This is a genomic window from Pseudomonas sp. GW456-12-10-14-LB2, assembly GCF_002884345.1.
Taxonomy (GTDB): Bacteria; Pseudomonadota; Gammaproteobacteria; order Pseudomonadales; family Pseudomonadaceae; genus Aquipseudomonas; species Aquipseudomonas paraglycinae.
This window is the reverse complement of record NZ_POHV01000066.1, coordinates 1-16,144: the sequence shown is the minus strand read 5'-3', so window position 1 is coordinate 16,144 and position 16,144 is coordinate 1. Positions and strand designations below refer to the sequence as shown.

At 63.7% G+C, this 16,144-nt stretch carries 14 protein-coding genes and 1 pseudogene; 3 read left to right on the top strand and 12 right to left on the bottom strand.

All coding sequences use genetic code 11. From position 1 onward, the window contains the following. Positions 1–45 precede the first annotated feature (45 nt). The 8 genes from C1X29_RS27505 to C1X29_RS27470 form a co-directional block, all read right to left on the bottom strand. Positions 46–705 carry a DUF799 domain-containing protein gene (locus C1X29_RS27505; RefSeq protein ID WP_085745459.1) on the bottom strand — a complete coding sequence of 220 codons (660 nt, stop codon included), beginning with the start codon at positions 703–705 and terminating at the stop codon, positions 46–48. Then, positions 702–1,064 carry a DUF4810 domain-containing protein gene (locus C1X29_RS27500; RefSeq protein ID WP_007959442.1) on the bottom strand — a complete coding sequence of 121 codons (363 nt, stop codon included), beginning with the start codon at positions 1,062–1,064 and terminating at the stop codon, positions 702–704. Before C1X29_RS27500 ends, C1X29_RS27505 begins: the two co-directional genes overlap by 4 nt. Positions 1,065–1,093: 29 nt before the next feature. Further along, positions 1,094–1,780: a CsgG/HfaB family protein gene (locus C1X29_RS27495; RefSeq protein WP_162130490.1), complete on the bottom strand. Its 687-nt coding sequence runs from the start codon at positions 1,778–1,780 to the stop codon at positions 1,094–1,096. Positions 1,781–1,997: 217 nt separating this feature from the next. After that, the gene (locus C1X29_RS27490; RefSeq protein ID WP_218275701.1) at positions 1,998–5,096 is read right to left on the bottom strand and encodes an error-prone DNA polymerase; all 3,099 of its coding nucleotides are present in this window, start codon (positions 5,094–5,096) and stop codon (positions 1,998–2,000) included. Further along, positions 5,072–6,487: a DNA polymerase Y family protein gene (locus C1X29_RS27485; RefSeq protein WP_039768872.1), complete on the bottom strand. Its 1,416-nt coding sequence runs from the start codon at positions 6,485–6,487 to the stop codon at positions 5,072–5,074. The genes C1X29_RS27490 and C1X29_RS27485 overlap by 25 nt, the downstream gene beginning before the upstream one ends. Before the next feature lie 7 nt (positions 6,488–6,494). Further along, on the bottom strand, positions 6,495–7,112 hold the full coding sequence (imuA, locus tag C1X29_RS27480; RefSeq protein WP_007959433.1) for a translesion DNA synthesis-associated protein ImuA: 618 nt from the start codon (positions 7,110–7,112) through the stop codon (positions 6,495–6,497). Beyond that, positions 7,112–7,729 (bottom strand): transcriptional repressor LexA, encoded by a 618-nt coding sequence (gene lexA, locus C1X29_RS27475; protein WP_039768874.1) that lies wholly within the window; start codon positions 7,727–7,729, stop codon positions 7,112–7,114. Before lexA ends, imuA begins: the two co-directional genes overlap by 1 nt. A 38-nt stretch (positions 7,730–7,767) precedes the next feature. After that, a complete protein-coding gene (locus tag C1X29_RS27470) occupies positions 7,768–8,685 on the bottom strand; it encodes a LysR family transcriptional regulator (protein WP_085745456.1) in 918 nt (305 codons plus the stop codon). 103 nt (positions 8,686–8,788) lie between these two features. Between C1X29_RS27470 and C1X29_RS27465 the strand changes: the two genes are divergently transcribed. The 3 genes from C1X29_RS27465 to C1X29_RS27455 all read left to right on the top strand — a co-directional run bounded on the left by C1X29_RS27465 (position 8,789) and on the right by C1X29_RS27455 (position 13,204). Continuing rightward, positions 8,789–10,543, top strand: coding sequence for an amidohydrolase (locus C1X29_RS27465; protein WP_102718882.1), 1,755 nt, complete (start codon positions 8,789–8,791; stop codon positions 10,541–10,543). Between the two features lie 102 nt (positions 10,544–10,645). Beyond that, complete coding sequence (locus tag C1X29_RS27460) at positions 10,646–11,383, top strand: TorF family putative porin (protein WP_102718881.1); 738 nt, start codon at positions 10,646–10,648, stop codon at positions 11,381–11,383. Between the two features lie 162 nt (positions 11,384–11,545). Then, complete coding sequence (locus C1X29_RS27455) at positions 11,546–13,204, top strand: phosphoethanolamine transferase (protein ID WP_102718880.1); 1,659 nt, start codon at positions 11,546–11,548, stop codon at positions 13,202–13,204. 13 nt (positions 13,205–13,217) lie between these two features. Here the strand turns inward: C1X29_RS27455 and C1X29_RS27450 are convergent. The 4 genes and pseudogenes from C1X29_RS27450 to C1X29_RS27435 form a co-directional block, all read right to left on the bottom strand. Continuing rightward, a pseudogene (locus C1X29_RS27450) lies at positions 13,218–13,481 on the bottom strand (DUF971 domain-containing protein); the annotation flags it as partial. Continuing rightward, the gene (locus tag C1X29_RS27445; RefSeq protein WP_102718878.1) at positions 13,478–14,440 is read right to left on the bottom strand and encodes a HEAT repeat domain-containing protein; all 963 of its coding nucleotides are present in this window, start codon (positions 14,438–14,440) and stop codon (positions 13,478–13,480) included. The pseudogene C1X29_RS27450 and the gene C1X29_RS27445, both read right to left, overlap by 4 nt. Next, positions 14,437–15,285: an ABC transporter ATP-binding protein gene (locus C1X29_RS27440; RefSeq protein ID WP_102718877.1), complete on the bottom strand. Its 849-nt coding sequence runs from the start codon at positions 15,283–15,285 to the stop codon at positions 14,437–14,439. The genes C1X29_RS27445 and C1X29_RS27440 overlap by 4 nt, the downstream gene beginning before the upstream one ends. Then, a complete protein-coding gene (locus C1X29_RS27435) occupies positions 15,285–16,067 on the bottom strand; it encodes an ABC transporter permease (RefSeq protein WP_041475308.1) in 783 nt (260 codons plus the stop codon). The genes C1X29_RS27440 and C1X29_RS27435 overlap by 1 nt, the downstream gene beginning before the upstream one ends. Positions 16,068–16,144: the final 77 nt, after the last annotated feature.

Sequence of the window (16,144 nt, the reverse complement as noted above, 5' to 3'; positions counted from 1 at the left end):
TTATCGTTCCCACGCTCCGCGTGGGAACGATCAGCAGCCTGGGTTTCAGTCAGTGCCGTACTTCGGCGATCGTGGCCCGTACAGCAGGCCCGCCGGATGACCGGCCGACAGCAGTCGATTGCTGGCCACACCGGCAATCGGGTAGCCGGCATCGGTGGAGCTGTTGATGATCTGCTTCACCGCCGCGGTGATCAGCATGCCGATCAGCCCGCCGGCATTGCTGTTGTTGCCTTCCTCGCTCGACGCCCGGGCCGCACCGGTCCACAGGGTGACGCCGGTTTTCAGGTCGACCAGCTTGGCGCTGGCGGTGACGGCAGTTTCGCTGCTGATCACCATGTAGCGCGTGCCGTATTCGCTGACGGTGATGTACAGCGCCGCGTCGGCACCGAAGATTTCCTGCAGCTTGCTGGCCGGCGCCGCATGGATGTCATCCGGCGTGGTCAGGCCGTTCTGGCGGAACGTTTCGTCGACCAACGTGATCGGCAGCACGTAGTAACCGGCTTCGGCCAACGGGAACGTCACTTGCGACAACAGGCTGTAGGACGCCTTGACGTCCGGCGAGGTGTTCAGCGGCGGCAGCACCAGAATGGATTTCGGCCGCGCTTGCTTGTACGCCGAATAGTCCACGGTCTTCGGTGCAACGCAGCCACCGAGAACGGTCAGCGCCAGGCCTGCGGCCAGCAGTTTCAAGGCACGGGAGATCATTGGGCATCTCCGGTCTTGGCGTTTTTAAGCAGAAAATCCATGTAGGTGCCGGACTCGGGGAAAAGGGTTTTCTCGGTGCGCAATTGCTGCACCATCTGATCGTCCTTGCCCATGCTCAGGTACAGCAGACCGAGATGAGCGTGGTAACCCGGCGGTACCGGCTTGCCGCTGGCGCGGATCTTTTGCAGATCGGCTTCCAGCGCTTCGGCCTGGGCTTCTTTCGGCGTTTCGCTTTTGAAGTATTCGTAGACTTGTGGCTGGTAGCCTTCCCACTGATACAGGGTTTGCGGGCTGCTGCAACCGGCCAGCAAGGCGCCAGCAGTCAGGGCCATCAGCGACCGGGACAGGGACAGATTCATGGTGTGTTGCTCCTTGCGATGGGCGTCTATCAGTTGCCCGGTTTCCAGGCACCGGCGTTCATGCCATCGACCAGACGATTGATCGCCTCGCGCATGGCCAGATCGAGGACTTTGCCGTTGAGGGTGGAGTCGTAGGCAGCGGTGCCGCCGAAGCCGATGATTTCGCGGTTGGACAAGGCGTACTCGCCGGCGCCCTGGGTCGAATACACCACTTCGGAGGTGCTGATGTTGACGATGTTCAGGTTGACCTTGGCGTAGGCGACCTGGGTCTTGCCACGGCCGAGAATGCCGAACAGTTGATGATCGCCGGTCTCTTTGCGGCCGAACTCGGTGACGTCACCGGTGACCACGTAATCGGCGCCTTTCAGACGCTGGGCCTGGCCCTTGATCGCCGCTTCCTGCTGGATTTCGCCCATGTTGTCGCGATCGAGCACGGAGAAACGGTTGGTCTGCTGCAAGTGAGTGATCAGGATGGTCTTGGCCTGGCCACCGAGACGGTCGACGCCATCGGAGAAGATCCCGCGCATGTAGCTCGAACGGTTGTCGAACTTGCCCACGGCCATCGGGATACGCACACCGGACCAGGCCTGGGAGGCGCTTTCCACCTTGGCCACCGGCAATGCGCGGGAGCTTTCGGTGGCGCAACCGGAAAGCGAGCCGGCCAGGGTGCCGAGAACGGCAATCGCAACGCCCGAGACCAACATCCGGGAGATCATTCTCACTGTGCATTCCTTCTGAAATTCGATGTGTCCCCGCACGGTGATGTTGTGGGGGATCGGGAAAGGGGCGGCATTATGCCAAAGTGCCATCAGTGAGGACAGGTTTTTTTGACGTCAGTGAATTGGCTTGCAAATCGGTTAGCAGCCGTCCTCTGCCGATCGTTCCCACGCGGACGGTTCGACGCCTCGACGTGGGAACGATCACTACGGCGTGTCAGTGGAAATCGCGGCTTTGCACCCGAATTCCGTTGAGCAGCGAGCTAAGGTCACTCAAGCGTCCGGCGATCAGATGCCGCACCTCGCCTTCACGCTCCCAGCGGCCATCGACCTTGAGCAATTGCGAGCCCACCAGCACCTGACGCTGACGCTCGGCCAGATCGCGCCAGACCACCACGTTGACGTTGCCGAACTCGTCTTCCAGGGTCACGAAGGTCACGCCACTGGCAGTGCCCGGTCGCTGACGCCCGGTCACAAGACCCGCCACGCTGACCGGCCGGCCATGCTCGACCTCCAGCAACTCCCGGGAACTGCGGCAGCGCCGTGCCCGCAACTCGTCGCGCAATAACGTCAACGGGTGCGGCCCCAGCGTGGTGCCGAGGGTGGCGTAGTCAGTGAACAGGTCTTCGCTGACGCTCGGTGTCGGCAGCAGCACATCCGGCTCTTCCTGACTCGGCAACCCGGTAAACAACCCAAGCTGTTTCTGCACCCCGGCCACTTCCCAACGCGCCCGATGGCGGTCACCGGCCAGGCCGCGTAGCGCTCCCGAGTCCGCCAACAGCGCCTGAGCGCGACTGTCGAGCCCGGCGCGTTCGCCCAGATCCGCGACGTCGGCAAACGCCCCCCTCGCCCGAGCCTTTTCAATGCTCCGCGCATCCTCCTCGCGAAAGCCCTTGATCATCCGCAGGCCCATGCGGATGGCCGGTTGCTCGCCGGCAATCGGCTCCAGGCTGCAATCCCAGTCACTGGCGCGCACGTCCACCGGGCGGATCTGCAAATGATGCCGACGCGCATCCTGAAGAATCTGATCCGGGCTGTAGAAACCCATCGGCCAGCTGTTGATCAGCGCACAGGCGAACGCCGCCGGTTCGTGGCACTTGAGCCAGCAACTGGCATAGGTCAGCAAGGCAAAACTGGCGGCGTGGGATTCAGGGAAACCGTAGCTGCCGAAGCCCTTGATCTGCTCGAAAATCTGCGCGGCGAATTCCGGGCTGTAGCCGTTTTTCTTCATGCCCGCAGCCAGCCGTTCCTTGTGCGGCTCCAGCCCGCCGTGGCGTTTCCACGCGGCCATGGAACGGCGCAACTGGTCGGCCTCGCCGGGGCTGTAATCGGCGGCGACAATCGCGATCTGCATCACCTGTTCCTGAAACAGCGGCACACCGAGGGTGCGCTTGAGCACCACTTCCAGCTCCGGGGACGGGTAGGTTTCCTCTTCTTCCTTGTTCCGCCGGCGCAGGTACGGATGGACCATCCCGCCCTGGATCGGCCCCGGCCGGACGATGGCCACCTCGATCACCAGGTCGTAGAAAGTTTGCGGGCGCAGGCGCGGCAGCATCGACATCTGCGCCCGGGACTCGATCTGGAACACGCCGATGGTGTCGGCGCGGCTGATCATGTCGTAGGTCGGCCGATCCTCAGGTGGAATCGTCGCCAGGCTCAGGTCCTGATGGCGATGACGGCGCAGCAGATCGAAACAGCGGCGGATCGCGCTGAGCATGCCGAGGGCGAGGATATCCACCTTGAGCAACCCGACGGCATCGAGATCGTCCTTGTCCCACTGGATGATGGTGCGGTCGGCCATGGCGGCGTTTTCCACCGGCACCAGCGTGTCCAGCGGTTGCTCGGAAATCACGAAACCACCGGGGTGCTGCGACAGGTGCCGGGGGAAGCCGATCAGTTGCCCGGTCAGGCTCAACACCCGGTGCAGCAGCGGACTTTCGGGGTCGAAACCGCCTTCGCGCAGGCGCTCCACGGGCGGGGTTTCATCGCTCCAGTGACCGCAGCAGTCGGCCAGCGCATTGATCTGGTCCGGCGGCAAGCCTAGCGCCTTGGCCACGTCGCGAATCGCGCCGGCCGCGTGATAGGTGCTGACCACCGCCGTCAGCGCCGCACGACGGCGGTCATAACGACGGAACACGTATTGCAGGACTTCTTCGCGGCGTTCGTGCTCGAAATCCACGTCGATGTCCGGCGGTTCGTTGCGCTCCCTCGACATGAAACGCTCGAACAGCAGCGTGGTGCGATCCGGGTCGATTTCGGTGATGCCCAAGGCGAAACACACCGCCGAGTTGGCCGCCGAACCCCGGCCCTGGCAGAGGATCTTCTGCTCCCGGGCGAAGCGCACCACGTCGTGCACGGTGAGGAAGTAGCTTTCGTAGCCGAGCTCGGCGATCAGCTCCAGCTCATCGTCGATCTGCTTGAGCACCTTGGGCTGTGCGCCTTTCGGCCAGCGCCAGGCGATGCCTTGTTCGGTCAGGTGGCGCAGCCAGGAACTGGCACTGTGTTCCTCGGGCACCAGCTCTTTGGGGTATTGATAGCGCAACTCGCTCAGGTCGAAGGTGCAGCGGCGAGCCAGTTTCACCGACTCGTCCAGCAAGGCCTGCGGATACAACTCGCGCAACACATCAAGGCTGCGCAAATGCCGCTCGCCATTGGGGTGCAGGCGCAACCCGGCCTCGGCCACCGGAACGTGATGGCGGATCGCGGTCATGGTGTCCTGCAAGGCTCGCCGGCCACGGGCGTGCATGTGCACATCGCCGCTGGCCACGGCTGGAATCTGCAGTTCATCCGCCAGACTCAGCAGTGCGGCCAGCCGTTGCTGATCGTTCTGCCCGCGATGCAACTGCACCGCCAGCCACAGCCGTTCACCGAAGGTCTGCTTCAGCCAGCGGCCCTCTTCCACCTTATCGACCGCATCCGGCACCCACAGCACCAGCAATCCCGGCAACGGTTCGCTGAAATCCTCGCGCAGCACTTGATACTGGCCTTTTTGGGTACGCCGTCGGGCTTGGGTAATCAAACCGCACAGGGCCTGATAACCCTCGATGTTCTCCACCAGCAACACCAGTTTCGGGCCGTTCTCGATGCGAACTTCGCTGCCGATAATCAGCGGCAGCTCCACGGATTTGGCCGCTTGCCAGGCACGAACGATCCCGGCGAGGGTGCATTCATCGGTGATCGCCAGCGCCTGATAGCCGTGTTTTTTCGCCCGCTGAAACAGCTCCAGCGCACTGGACGCGCCACGCTGGAAACTGAAATTCGACAGGCAGTGCAGTTCGGCGTAACCCTGATTCACGCGAACCAGCCCTGCAGCCACAACGGACCGCCCTCACCCACAGCCCGGTACGCCCAGCCTTGCTGGCCGGCGCGGTTCTGGATCAGGTAATAGTCGCGGCGCACGTCGTCACCGTCCCACCAGCCGGACTCGATACGCTCCGGGCCCATGAGGATGCGCGCCGAACCTTCGGGCACGGACTGCGGTTCGCCCAACAACCAGCCCGGACGCTGCACGCCCGGCAATGCAGGGCAGCGCTGTTTGTCGTCGGCGTTCTGCCATGCGCACTCCGGTCGATGATCGGCCTGAAAACGCAGGCCTTGCACCGCCTCATCCCCCAGTCGCGCGCGCAGGCGTTCGCGCAATTGCTCCCAGGGCAAGGTCTGCTGCGGGCGGTCGTCGAACAGCTCCTGAAACTGCGGCACGAAACTCGGCAAGTCTTCGGCGCGCAGACGAAAGCCGCGCACCGGGGCCTCGACCTGCACCTGCTCCAGTCGGCCACGGGCCAGTTCAAAGAGCATCGCCGGATCGCGCTCGGCGCTGAGCAGGCCGACCTTGATCAGCGTGTCCGGCAACCCCGCGTGTTCAAGGTGCAGATCGAAGCGCTGCACGCCGCTGTCGCGTCCGCACAAAAACGCCGCCAGATCGGACGTCAGGCGGCGCAAGGGAAACAGCAGCGCCTGATGGGACTGCACGTCGAAATTGAGTTCGATGCGCACGTCGAAACGATCCGGCGGCAGGTAGAACGCCAGCGCCAGCGGCCGTGCGCCGAACAGCGTGTCCAGGTGCTTGAGCATCGGCGCCTCGAAACGCCGGGCCAGGGCCTGACGCGGCAGGTTCTGCACCTGATGGAGGTTACGCAGGCCCATGCGCGACAGCGCCGTGGCCACGCTCGGTTCAAGGCCGATGCGGTCGACCGGCAATTGCCCGAGGTGGTGGCGCAGGGCTTCACCGTCGGGCACCACCAATCCGTCGTAGGCGTTGGCCAACACCCGCGCCGCCACCGGATTGGGCGCGGCGACGATGCGATGACGAAAGCCCAGCTCCGTCAGTTCCGTGCGCAACCGCGCCTCGAACTGCGCCCAGGATCCGAACAGCCCGAGGCTCGATTCGATCTCGAACACCACCGTGCGCGGGTAATGCACGCTGACCTGGGCGCTGAAACGATAGGCCCAGGCGGCGAGAAACTGCTGCCAGTGCTCGACCTCGGCCGAATCGTAATCGACGGTGGCGAACCCTTTGCTCATGGCCTGCGCGGCGGTCATCGACTGCCCCGGACGCAAACCCAGTGCCCGCGCCGCCGGGTTGACCGCTTGCAGCACGCGCCGCTGGGCCGGGCCGCTGAGCAGCGCCAACGGTTGCTCGGGATCGGGGCGTTGACGCAGCACGGCGTCGAGGGCCAATTGCGGGAACAGAATGCAAACCCAGCGCATGGCGACCTCAATGCCCCACGGCGAAGGCAATCGGTGCGCTGCGCGCCAGACCACCCCGGCACTTGAGCACGCGCAACTGCGCCGGGCGCGCATCGATGGCAATGCGCAACGCGGCCGGCGACGGGTTGACCGCCTCGCTCAATGGCCGCCATGCAAACGCCAGGGTCTGGCCGGTTTCCGCCGCCACCTGCAAACGGCGCAAGGCGCGGTCATCGGCCTTGTGCGGCCAGCACAGCACCGCGCCGCAACTGCCCGAGCGCAGGCATTGCTCCGCCGCCCACAAGGCATCGCGTTCGCTGGCCTGGATCACCGACAACTGGCGCAGATCGACCCCGGCATTGGCCCAGGCCTGCGGGTATGGCACGAACGGCGGCGCCACCAGCACGATGCGCTCGCCCGCTGCCGACAGCCGCGCCAATGTCGGCCACACCAGTTGCAACTCACCGACACCGGGCCCGGCCAGGAGGATTTCGCTCAGCGCCGCTTCCGGCCAGCCGCCACTGGGCAAGGCGGCGTCCAGCGCGGCGTGCCCGGTGGGTTGCGGGCTGGCGGCCGGTGGCGCAGGCCGGCCCTTCCAGACCTGGCCGCCATTGAACAGCGTATCCAGCGCAACGACGGCACCCATCAGCCTTGCCTCACCAGACCGCAGAACACCCCTTCGATGGCCAGGTCCTGATCGGCCCGCACCACAATCGGTTGATACGCCGGGTTGCGCGGCAACAGGCGAACCTCATCGCCAATCCGCTCGAAGCGCTTGATGGTGACTTCACCGTCGAGTCGCGCCACCACGATCTGGCCGTTGAGCGCCTCGGGGTTGCGCCGCACGCCGACCAGATCGCCGTCGAGAATGCCGTCCTCGATCATCGAATCGCCCTGCACCCGCAACATGTAGTCGGGCGTGCGGGAGAACAGCGCGGGATCGAGCATCAGCCGATTGTGCAGGTCGGCATCGGCACCGATGGGCGCACCGGCAGCCACCCGGCCGAGCACCGGGACTTCGAGCAGCTCCGGCCGCGCCGGTTGCCCGAGCAGGCGAATGCCCCGGGCCTGATGCGGGTTGACCTCGATAAACCCGGCTTCGGTCAGCGCCAGCACATGCTTGCGCGCCACGCTGCGGGAGGCAAAACCAAAAGCCTCGCTGATTTCAGCGAGGCTTGGGGGCTGACCGTGTTCGGCGATACGTTCGCGGATAAAGGTCAGGATGGCGGTACGGCGGGGAGTCAGAGTCGTCATGGAGTACATTTGTACTCTTGTGGGAATTTCCTGACAAGCACCGCCAGTCAGCTCAAACCGCGCTCCGCCAGAAACCCCGCGATGTAGTCGATAAACGCCACAACCTTGGCCGTCGCCCGCCGATGGCTCGGGTACACCGCCAGAATGTGCGGGCCGAAGCTGTCCGGGTCGATCTCGTAATCAGCCATGACCCGCACCAGTCGCCCGTCGGCGATGTACGGCGCAGCGCTCCACAATGGCGTGTGTAGCAAGCCACGCCCGGCCAGGGCGCTGGCCAGCAGCAAATCGTAATTGTCGCTGCGCAACAGCGGCGCCGCCGGTTGCGCCAGGCTCAAACGTTGACCATCGCGCTCGGCCCACCAGAATTCGCGGCTGAGCAACGGATGCCGGTACAGCAGCCATTCATGCTGATCGAGGGTTTGCGGCGTCACCGGCAAGCCCTTGCGCGCCAGGTATTCGGGGCTGCCGCACAGCGCCAGGCGATTGCTGCCGACCACCCGGGCGATCAGCCCCGGCAAGTCGTCATGCCCCTCGCGCAACGCCAGGTCGTAGCCGCTTTCCAGCAGATTGACGAATTCGTCGCACAAATCCACTTGCAGGCTGATCTGCGGGTATTGCTGCAAAAAGCCGTCACACACCTGATCGAGAAACGCCCGGCCGTAAGCCAGCGGTGCGGTGATTTTCAGGCTGCCACGCAGACCGTGCTGCAACTGCTCGATTTCCTCGCTGGCCTCGTCCAGCCGTTGCAGCACCTGGCGTGCGGTTTCCAGATAGAGCCGGCCGATTTCGGTCAGCAGAATCCGCCGCGTGCTGCGCTCGAACAACCGCGCCCCAAGTTCAGATTCCAGATGATTGACCGCTTTGGTCAGGGCCGACGGGGTCTTGCCCAGTTGCTCGGCAGCGCGGCTGAAACTGCCGAGCTGCGCGGTGACCACGAACATTTTCAATGCACCCAACTTGTCCATGCTTTTTCCATTCAGGCAAAAACGTTTTTCGTGAGGGAGGCGTTCTGTCGGGCGTTGGCAGCCACTAATCTGGCCATCAGACGCAATAACAAGGAAATGTTCAATGAAAAGATTCATCCCGCATTTCACAAAAAATCTGCTGATCGCCGCTGTGAGTTTTGCCTCGATGGAAGCCATGGCCGCCACCGATCTGGTGCTGCTCAACGGCAAGATTTTCACCGCCGACCGCGCCCAACCGAAGGTTCAGGCGCTGGCCGTGGAGAACGGCAAGGTGCTGAAAGTCGGCACGGATGCGCAGATCAAGGCCTTGATCGAGCCCGGCACCCAGGTCATCGACCTGAAAGGCCAGGCGCTGATGCCCGGCCTGATCGACAGCCATTCCCACGCGATTTTCGGCGGACTGGAAATGGTCTCGGCGAACATGGAAGACGACGTGGTCGGTCTGGATGAACTGGAAAAACGCCTGCGCGGCTGGCGCGACGACGGCAAGGCCCGGCATGGCGACGTATTGAGCTTGGCCGGCATGAGTTCGGCGTATTGGGCCAAGGCTGAAGCGCTGGGCAAAACTTTCAACCACGGCGAATGGGCCGACGTGCCGGTGGTGTTCACCGGCAGCGACCACCACACGGCGTGGGCCAACAACGTCATGCTCAAGCGTGCGGGCATCGACGCCGCGCTGCTGAAAAACCTTCCGGACGCGGAAAAAGACACCATCGGCAAACTGCCCAACGGTGAGCCGAACGGCTTTGTGGTCGACGCCGGCTGGGATCGGGTCGCCTCGAAAATGCCGGTGCCGAGCCCCGCCGACATGCTCAAGGCCGCGCAATCGGCAGTGCGTTTCAACAACAGCCTCGGCATCACCGCGTGGATGGACCCCGCCGCCAACGCCGCGCCGGGCGAGCCGGTGTTCGCCCTCAAGCCCACCGAGAAAACTGTCGGCGTATTGCCGGCCTACAAAGCCCTGTCGGACAGCGGCGGCATGACCGCCCACGTCGCCGCGCTGCTGGTGGCCAATCCGAAAAGCGTACCGGCCGATCTCGATACCCTCGACAAGGTGCGCCGGCAATTTGAGGGCATTCCCAATCTGACGCTGCCGGGGATCAAGATCTTCGCCGACGGCGTGATCGAATACCCGGCCCAGAGCGCGGCGATGATCGATCCCTACAGCAACTCGCACAAACAGGGCGAACTGCTGATCGATCCGCAGCACTTCGGCGAACTGGTCAGCGCCATCGACCAGCGCGGCTGGCTGGTGCACATCCACGCCATCGGCGACCGCGCGGTGCGCGAATCCCTGAACGGCATCGCCCAAGCGCGCAAGGACCGGCAGAGCGGCGTGACGCACTCGATCACGCACCTGCAAATGGTCAACCCGAAGGAGTTCGCCCGCTTCAAGCCGTTGAACGTGATTGCCTCGATGCAACTGCTGTGGGCCAGCGCCGACGACTACACCACCGACATGATCAAGCCTTACGTCAGCGCCCTCGCTTTCCGCTATCAATACCCGGCGCATTCGCTGCTCAAGCAAGGCGCGACGATTGCCGGCGCCAGCGACTGGCCGGTGTCCTCGCCGAACCCGTGGAATGCCATGGCCCAGGCCATCACCCGCACAGGGCCGCTGGGGGTGCTCAACGCCGACGAACGCCTGGACCGCGAAACCATGTTCTACGCCTACACCGCCAACGCCGCGCGAACTATCGGCCTGGAGCAACAGATCGGCTCGCTGAGCCCCGGCAAACAGGCCGATTTCATCGTGCTCGATCGCGACGTGTTCAGCGTCGATGACAAAGCCCTGCATGACACCCAGGTGCTGCAAACCTGGTTCGCCGGCCGTCAGGTCTACGCCCCTACCCTCTAATAACAATCGCCGTATCCGCTGCCCGACCCCGCGCCAGCCGCCGGGGTTCGGCGCAGCCTTGCCCGCTTCCTGCCCATAACAACCACAACAACGGGACTTCACATGAAAGCCTTGCCCCTGCTCGCCCTCACTTCCTTGAGCCTGCTGCCTTTGAGCAGCCACGCAATCCCCCTGAACGATGATTTCGCGGTGCTGGTCGACCTGACCCTGGCCAGCGACTACCGCACCCGCGGCATCTCCCAGACCCAGAACGACCCGGCCGTACAGGCCGGTCTGACCCTGACCCACAGCAGCGGCCTGTACCTCGGCGCGTGGAGCTCGAACGTCGATTTCGGTGGCGGCCTGAAAACCCGTCAGGAAGTCGATTACTACGCCGGCTGGCTGTGGCAGGCGACCGAGACCGTGAGCCTGGATCTGGGCTACATCAAATACGCGTATCCCAAGGAGAGCCAGTTCAACCAGAGCGAGGTGTACTCGATTCTCAGCGCTTACGGCGTGAAACTCGCGGCCTATTACTCCAGTGATGCGCCGGGCATCGACAGCAAACAGAGTTCGCTCTATAGCTACATCGGCTATGAAACCGAATTGCCGTTCGATTCCGGGCTGAAGCTGCGCTACGGCAACATGGACTTCAAGGACCCGCACATGTACTCGGGATCCGGCCACAGCGAAGAGTCCTACCGGGAGTGGGAAGTCAAACTGACCCACAACCTGGCCGGCGTGGTACTGGGCCTGAGCTACATCGACACCGATCTCTCGCAGAGCCAGTGCCTGAGCAGTTGGGGCTTCAAGGACGTGTGCACGGCGACGGTCGTCGCCAGCGTCAGCAAATCCTTCTGACCCACCGCAATTCCCCCGTGGGAGCCGGCCTGCTGGCGCCCACATTTTTTTGCAATTACCGTGATTTTGTTACCGGATGTTTACGGAATTTTTACCAATGTTCTTCTACAGTTACGCGCGTAACCGTACGGGTTTTCGACTGACGTAGAGGAAAGTATCGAAATGGCTTTGGGCAAAGGACTGCGTTTACCGTCCATCACTCCGACCCGCCTGGTGCTGCTGTTTTCGCTGGCACTGGTGGCGCTGTACAACCTGGCGACCTGGAAGGCGCTGGGAACGCTGATCACCCTGCAAGGCGCGCACAAACTGGCGTTCTTCGCGTCCTTCGGGCTGTTTCTCTGGGCGGCGATCACGCTGCTGCTGACGCTGGTGTCGTTTCGCTGCACGCTGAAACCGGCGCTCACGCTGGTGGCCCTGCTCTCCGCCTGCGCCGCGTATTTCATGAACGAATACGGAATCACCATCGACACGGTGATGATCCAGAACGTGTTCGAAACCAATCCCGGGGAAGCCACGGCGCTGTTCAGCGGCAAACTGCTGGCTTACGTGTTGTTGCTCGGTGTGTTGCCGGCCGTGCTGATCTGGCGCTGGCCGGTGGTTTATCGGCCGTTCTTTCGGGGCTTGCTGAACAAGGTGCTGGTGATCGCGGCCTGCGTGCTGGTGATCGGCGCTTCGGTGGGCGCGTTCTATTCGACCTACGCGCCGATCTTTCGCGAGGAAGACAAGCTCACCCACTTCATCAACCCGACCAACTACATCTACGCGATCAGCAAATACACCAAGCAGCGGCTGGGGATCAAAAAGCATTTCGTGGTGCAGGCCATCGGCGAAGACGCGGTAATGAGCGCCAAGGCAGCCGGTCGCGAGAAGAAATCGCTGATGGTGTTCGTGGTCGGCGAAACCGCCCGGGCCGACCATTTCTCGCTCAACGGCTATGAGCGCGAGACCAATCCCGAGCTGAGCAAACTCGACATCCTCAATTTCACCAACGTGCATTCCTGCGGCACCTCGACAGCGGTGTCGGTGCCGTGCATGTTCTCGATGTTCCCGCGCGAGGACTACAGCGACAAGAAAGGCAAAACCTACGAAGGCCTGCTGGACATCCTGCAACGGGCCGGTGTGCAGGTGCTGTGGCTGGACAACAACAGCGACTGCAAGGGCACCTGCCTGCGGGTGCCGAACCGCGACATCGCGAAGAACCAGCCGGGGCCGTTCTGCGACGGCAACAACTGCCTCGACGAAGCGCTGCTGGCCGACCTGCAAGGCTACATCGACAGCCTCAAGGGCAACGCGATCATCGTCCTGCACGCCGACGGCAGTCACGGCCCGGAATACTACGAGCGCTACCCCAAGGACATGGAGCGCTTCAAACCGATCTGCCACACCAATCAGCTGGGCAGTTGCAGCCATGACGAACTGGTCAACGTCTACGACAACACGATCCTCTACACCGACCATTTCCTGGCCAAGGTAATCGAGCTGCTCAAACGCAATCAGGACCACCTCGATACATCGATGCTGTACGTGTCCGACCATGGCGAATCACTGGGCGAGAACGGCCTCTACCTGCACGCCGCGCCCTATGCGCTGGCGCCGGAAGCCCAGACCCATGTGCCGATGGTGATGTGGTTCGGCAACAACACCCTGGCGCAACTGGGCATCGACCGAGGCTGCCTGCAAGGCAAAAGCAGCCAGCCGGATCTGAGCCACGACAACCTGTTCCATTCGGTGCTCGGGTTGTTCGAAGTCAGGACGTCGCTGTATCAGCCGGGGCTGGATATTTTCCATGGCTGTCGGCCGGCGATGACGGCGGGACAGTGATCCCCTCCAGCTGCGCCAGATAGGCCCACGGGTAAATCCCGCGCTGGTGACCATCGCTGAACACCAGTTGCAGGCCGTAGCCCTGAGCGTTCAATTCGATGACCCGCACACGCGGGTCAACCATAGGCGGCGAGCCCCGCAAGCGAAATGCCCGGCATTGCGAGCACGGGCACTGGCGGCGCAGTTCGGCATGGTCGAGCAACTGCTCGCGGCCATCCGGCCAGCTCAGCCGTAACCGGTGTTCACTTTGGGAATTGCCGACCGACAGCGGATTCATTGCAGCTGACTCAAGGCAATCCGCACGGCTTTGCGCACTTCCGGGTCGCCGTCGTCCTGCGCGGCCTGCAACGCCGCCACCGCCCCACGATCGTTCAATTCGCCGAGGGCCAGCGCGGCTTCCTTGCGCAGGTTACTGATGCGATGACCGAGGGTGTCGATCAGGGCGTCGAGGGCAGCGACGTACTTGAGGCGCCCGAGGCTGCGGGTGGCGCGCAGGCGCACCTGCCAGTAGTCGTCGGCCAAGGCTTCGATCAGCGCCGGCCCGGCGTCGGTGTGGCCGACCTTGCCGAGGGTGGTCGCGGCTTCTTCGCGCACTTGCCAGGCCTGGTCCTGCAAGGCCTGACGCAATGCGGGCAGTACTTCGGCGTCACTTGCCAGACCCAGGGCGCCGGTGGCGGCGCGGCGCACTTCGGTGTCCGGGTCATCACTCGCCAGGCGGGCCAGGGCTGGCAACGCGTCGAGTTGCTTGAGCCAGCCGAGCACGCCGACGGCTTCGCGACGGACGCTGGCATCGGCATCATTCAGCGCCTGAATGGCGGCCGGCGCAGCGCCGGGGAAACGCAACTCGCGCAAGGCGCGGAACGCGGCAATCCGCACGCCGGTTTCGGAATGGGCGGTCCACGGCAGAATCACCCTCCCCGCCGCTTCGGTCTTGAGCAGGCTCAGGCTCTGCGCCGCAGCGGCTTGCACCGCCGGCGACGGATCCGTCAGCGCCCGGCACAGCGCGTCAACCACCGACTCGTCTTCCCAGGCTTCCAACAGACGCGCCGCTTCGGCACGCACTTCTTCGGCGGGGTCTTCGGCCAGGCGCTCGACCAGCCAGAGCAGACCGTCCGGCTCTTCGAGGTCGGCCAGATCGATCAGGGCAATCCGCCGTACACCGGCGTCATCAGCGGTGAGGCGTGGTTGCAGGGCGAGAATGTCGTCGTTATCGGTCACAGCAAAAAATGAAGTCACAGGGCAAATCTCGGCAAGGCGTTTTCAGGAGGCAAACCGAGCGGATTGAGGCGCGGCAGCGGTCGGTCGTTGTCGTGGCGCAGCAGGTCGAGGCAGTGGCGCTTGAGGCGCGAGAACTCGTGGCTGGTCACCAGTTCGGTGGTGCGTGGCCGGGGGAAATCCAGACGCAGGTCTTCGATGATTCGCCCCGGCCGTGCGCTCATCACCAGCAAGCGATCAGCGAGGAACAGCGCTTCGTCGATGTCATGGGTGACGAACACCACGGTGGTGCGAATCCGCGTCCAGATGTCCAGCAGCAATTCCTGCATGTTCAGGCGGGTCAGCGCGTCCAGTGCGCCGAAGGGTTCATCCATCAGCAACAGCCGGGGGCGATTGACCAGCACCCGGGCGATCTCCACCCGTTGCTGCATGCCGCCGGACAGTTGATCGGGCCAGCGTTCGGCGAAGCCTTCGAGGCCGACCAGTTCGAGGATTTCATCGGCGGCGCGATGGCGCTCGGCCTTGCCGATGCCGCGCATCTTCAGGCCGAAGGCAACGTTGTCGCGCACCGTGCGCCACGGGAACAGGGTGTGATGCTGGAACACCATGCCGCGTTGCGGTGACGGGCCGGACACTTCGGTGCCATCGACTTTCAACTGCCCGCCATGGGGTTGCAGATGCCCGGCCAGCGCACCGAGCAAGGTCGATTTGCCGCAACCGGACGGGCCGAGAATGCACACGAACTGGCCGGGTTCGATCTGGCAATCCAGGCCCTGCACCGCTTCAAAGGCTTGCCGGCCTTCGCCAAGGACGATGGATAGCTGACGGATGTCGATCCGCCCTTCCGGGGTTTGCATCACGCTCATCAGGCTTTTCCTCGTGGTCGATGCCAGGGCGTGAACAGCCCGCCCAAGCGTTTGATCAGCAGGCTGCTGCCCATGCCCAGGACGCCGATCAGCAACATGCCGACCACGATGTCGGCGTAGTTCTGGATGGTGTAGGACTCCCAGGTGTAGTAACCGATACCGAACTGGCCGGAGATCATTTCGGCGGTCACCAGACAGAACCACGACGTGCCCATGCCGATCGCGAGGCCGGTGATGATGCTCGGTGCGGCGCCTGGCAGGATCACTTCCAGCAGGATCGCCCGACGCCCGGCCCCGAGGCTTTTGGCAGAGGCGATCAAGCGTGGGTCGACACCTTCGACGCCGTGCACGGTGTTGAGCAGGATCGGGAACAACGCGCCGGTGAAGGTGATGAAGACCATCGACAGTTCGGAGGATGGGAACATCAGGATGGCCAGTGGAATCCAGGCGACGGCGGGGATTGGGCGCAGCACTTCCAGCGGTGGCAGCAGCAGGTCTTCGGCCCACTTTGAACGGCCGATGGCCAGGCCCAGGGCGATGCCGATCACCAGCGCCGCGAGGTAACCGGCAAAGACCCGGCCGAGGCTCGCGCTCAGGTGCTGGATGAGTTTGCCGGAGTCACCGAGGCCGAGCGCGGCTTCGATCACGGCCAGCGGGGTCGGGACGTTGGCGAAGGTGACGAGGCCGAGGTTCCAGTGGTGGCTGGCGGCTAGTTGCCAGAAGAGCAGGCAGAACGCTATGGAGGTTGCTCTGGTGGTCCAGCGGGCTTTCGGGATTTTCATGGATCGGAATTCCGTGTGATGACTGAGATCGAACCCCCTCACCCAGCCCTCTCCCCCAAGGGGGCGAGGGGGAAAGG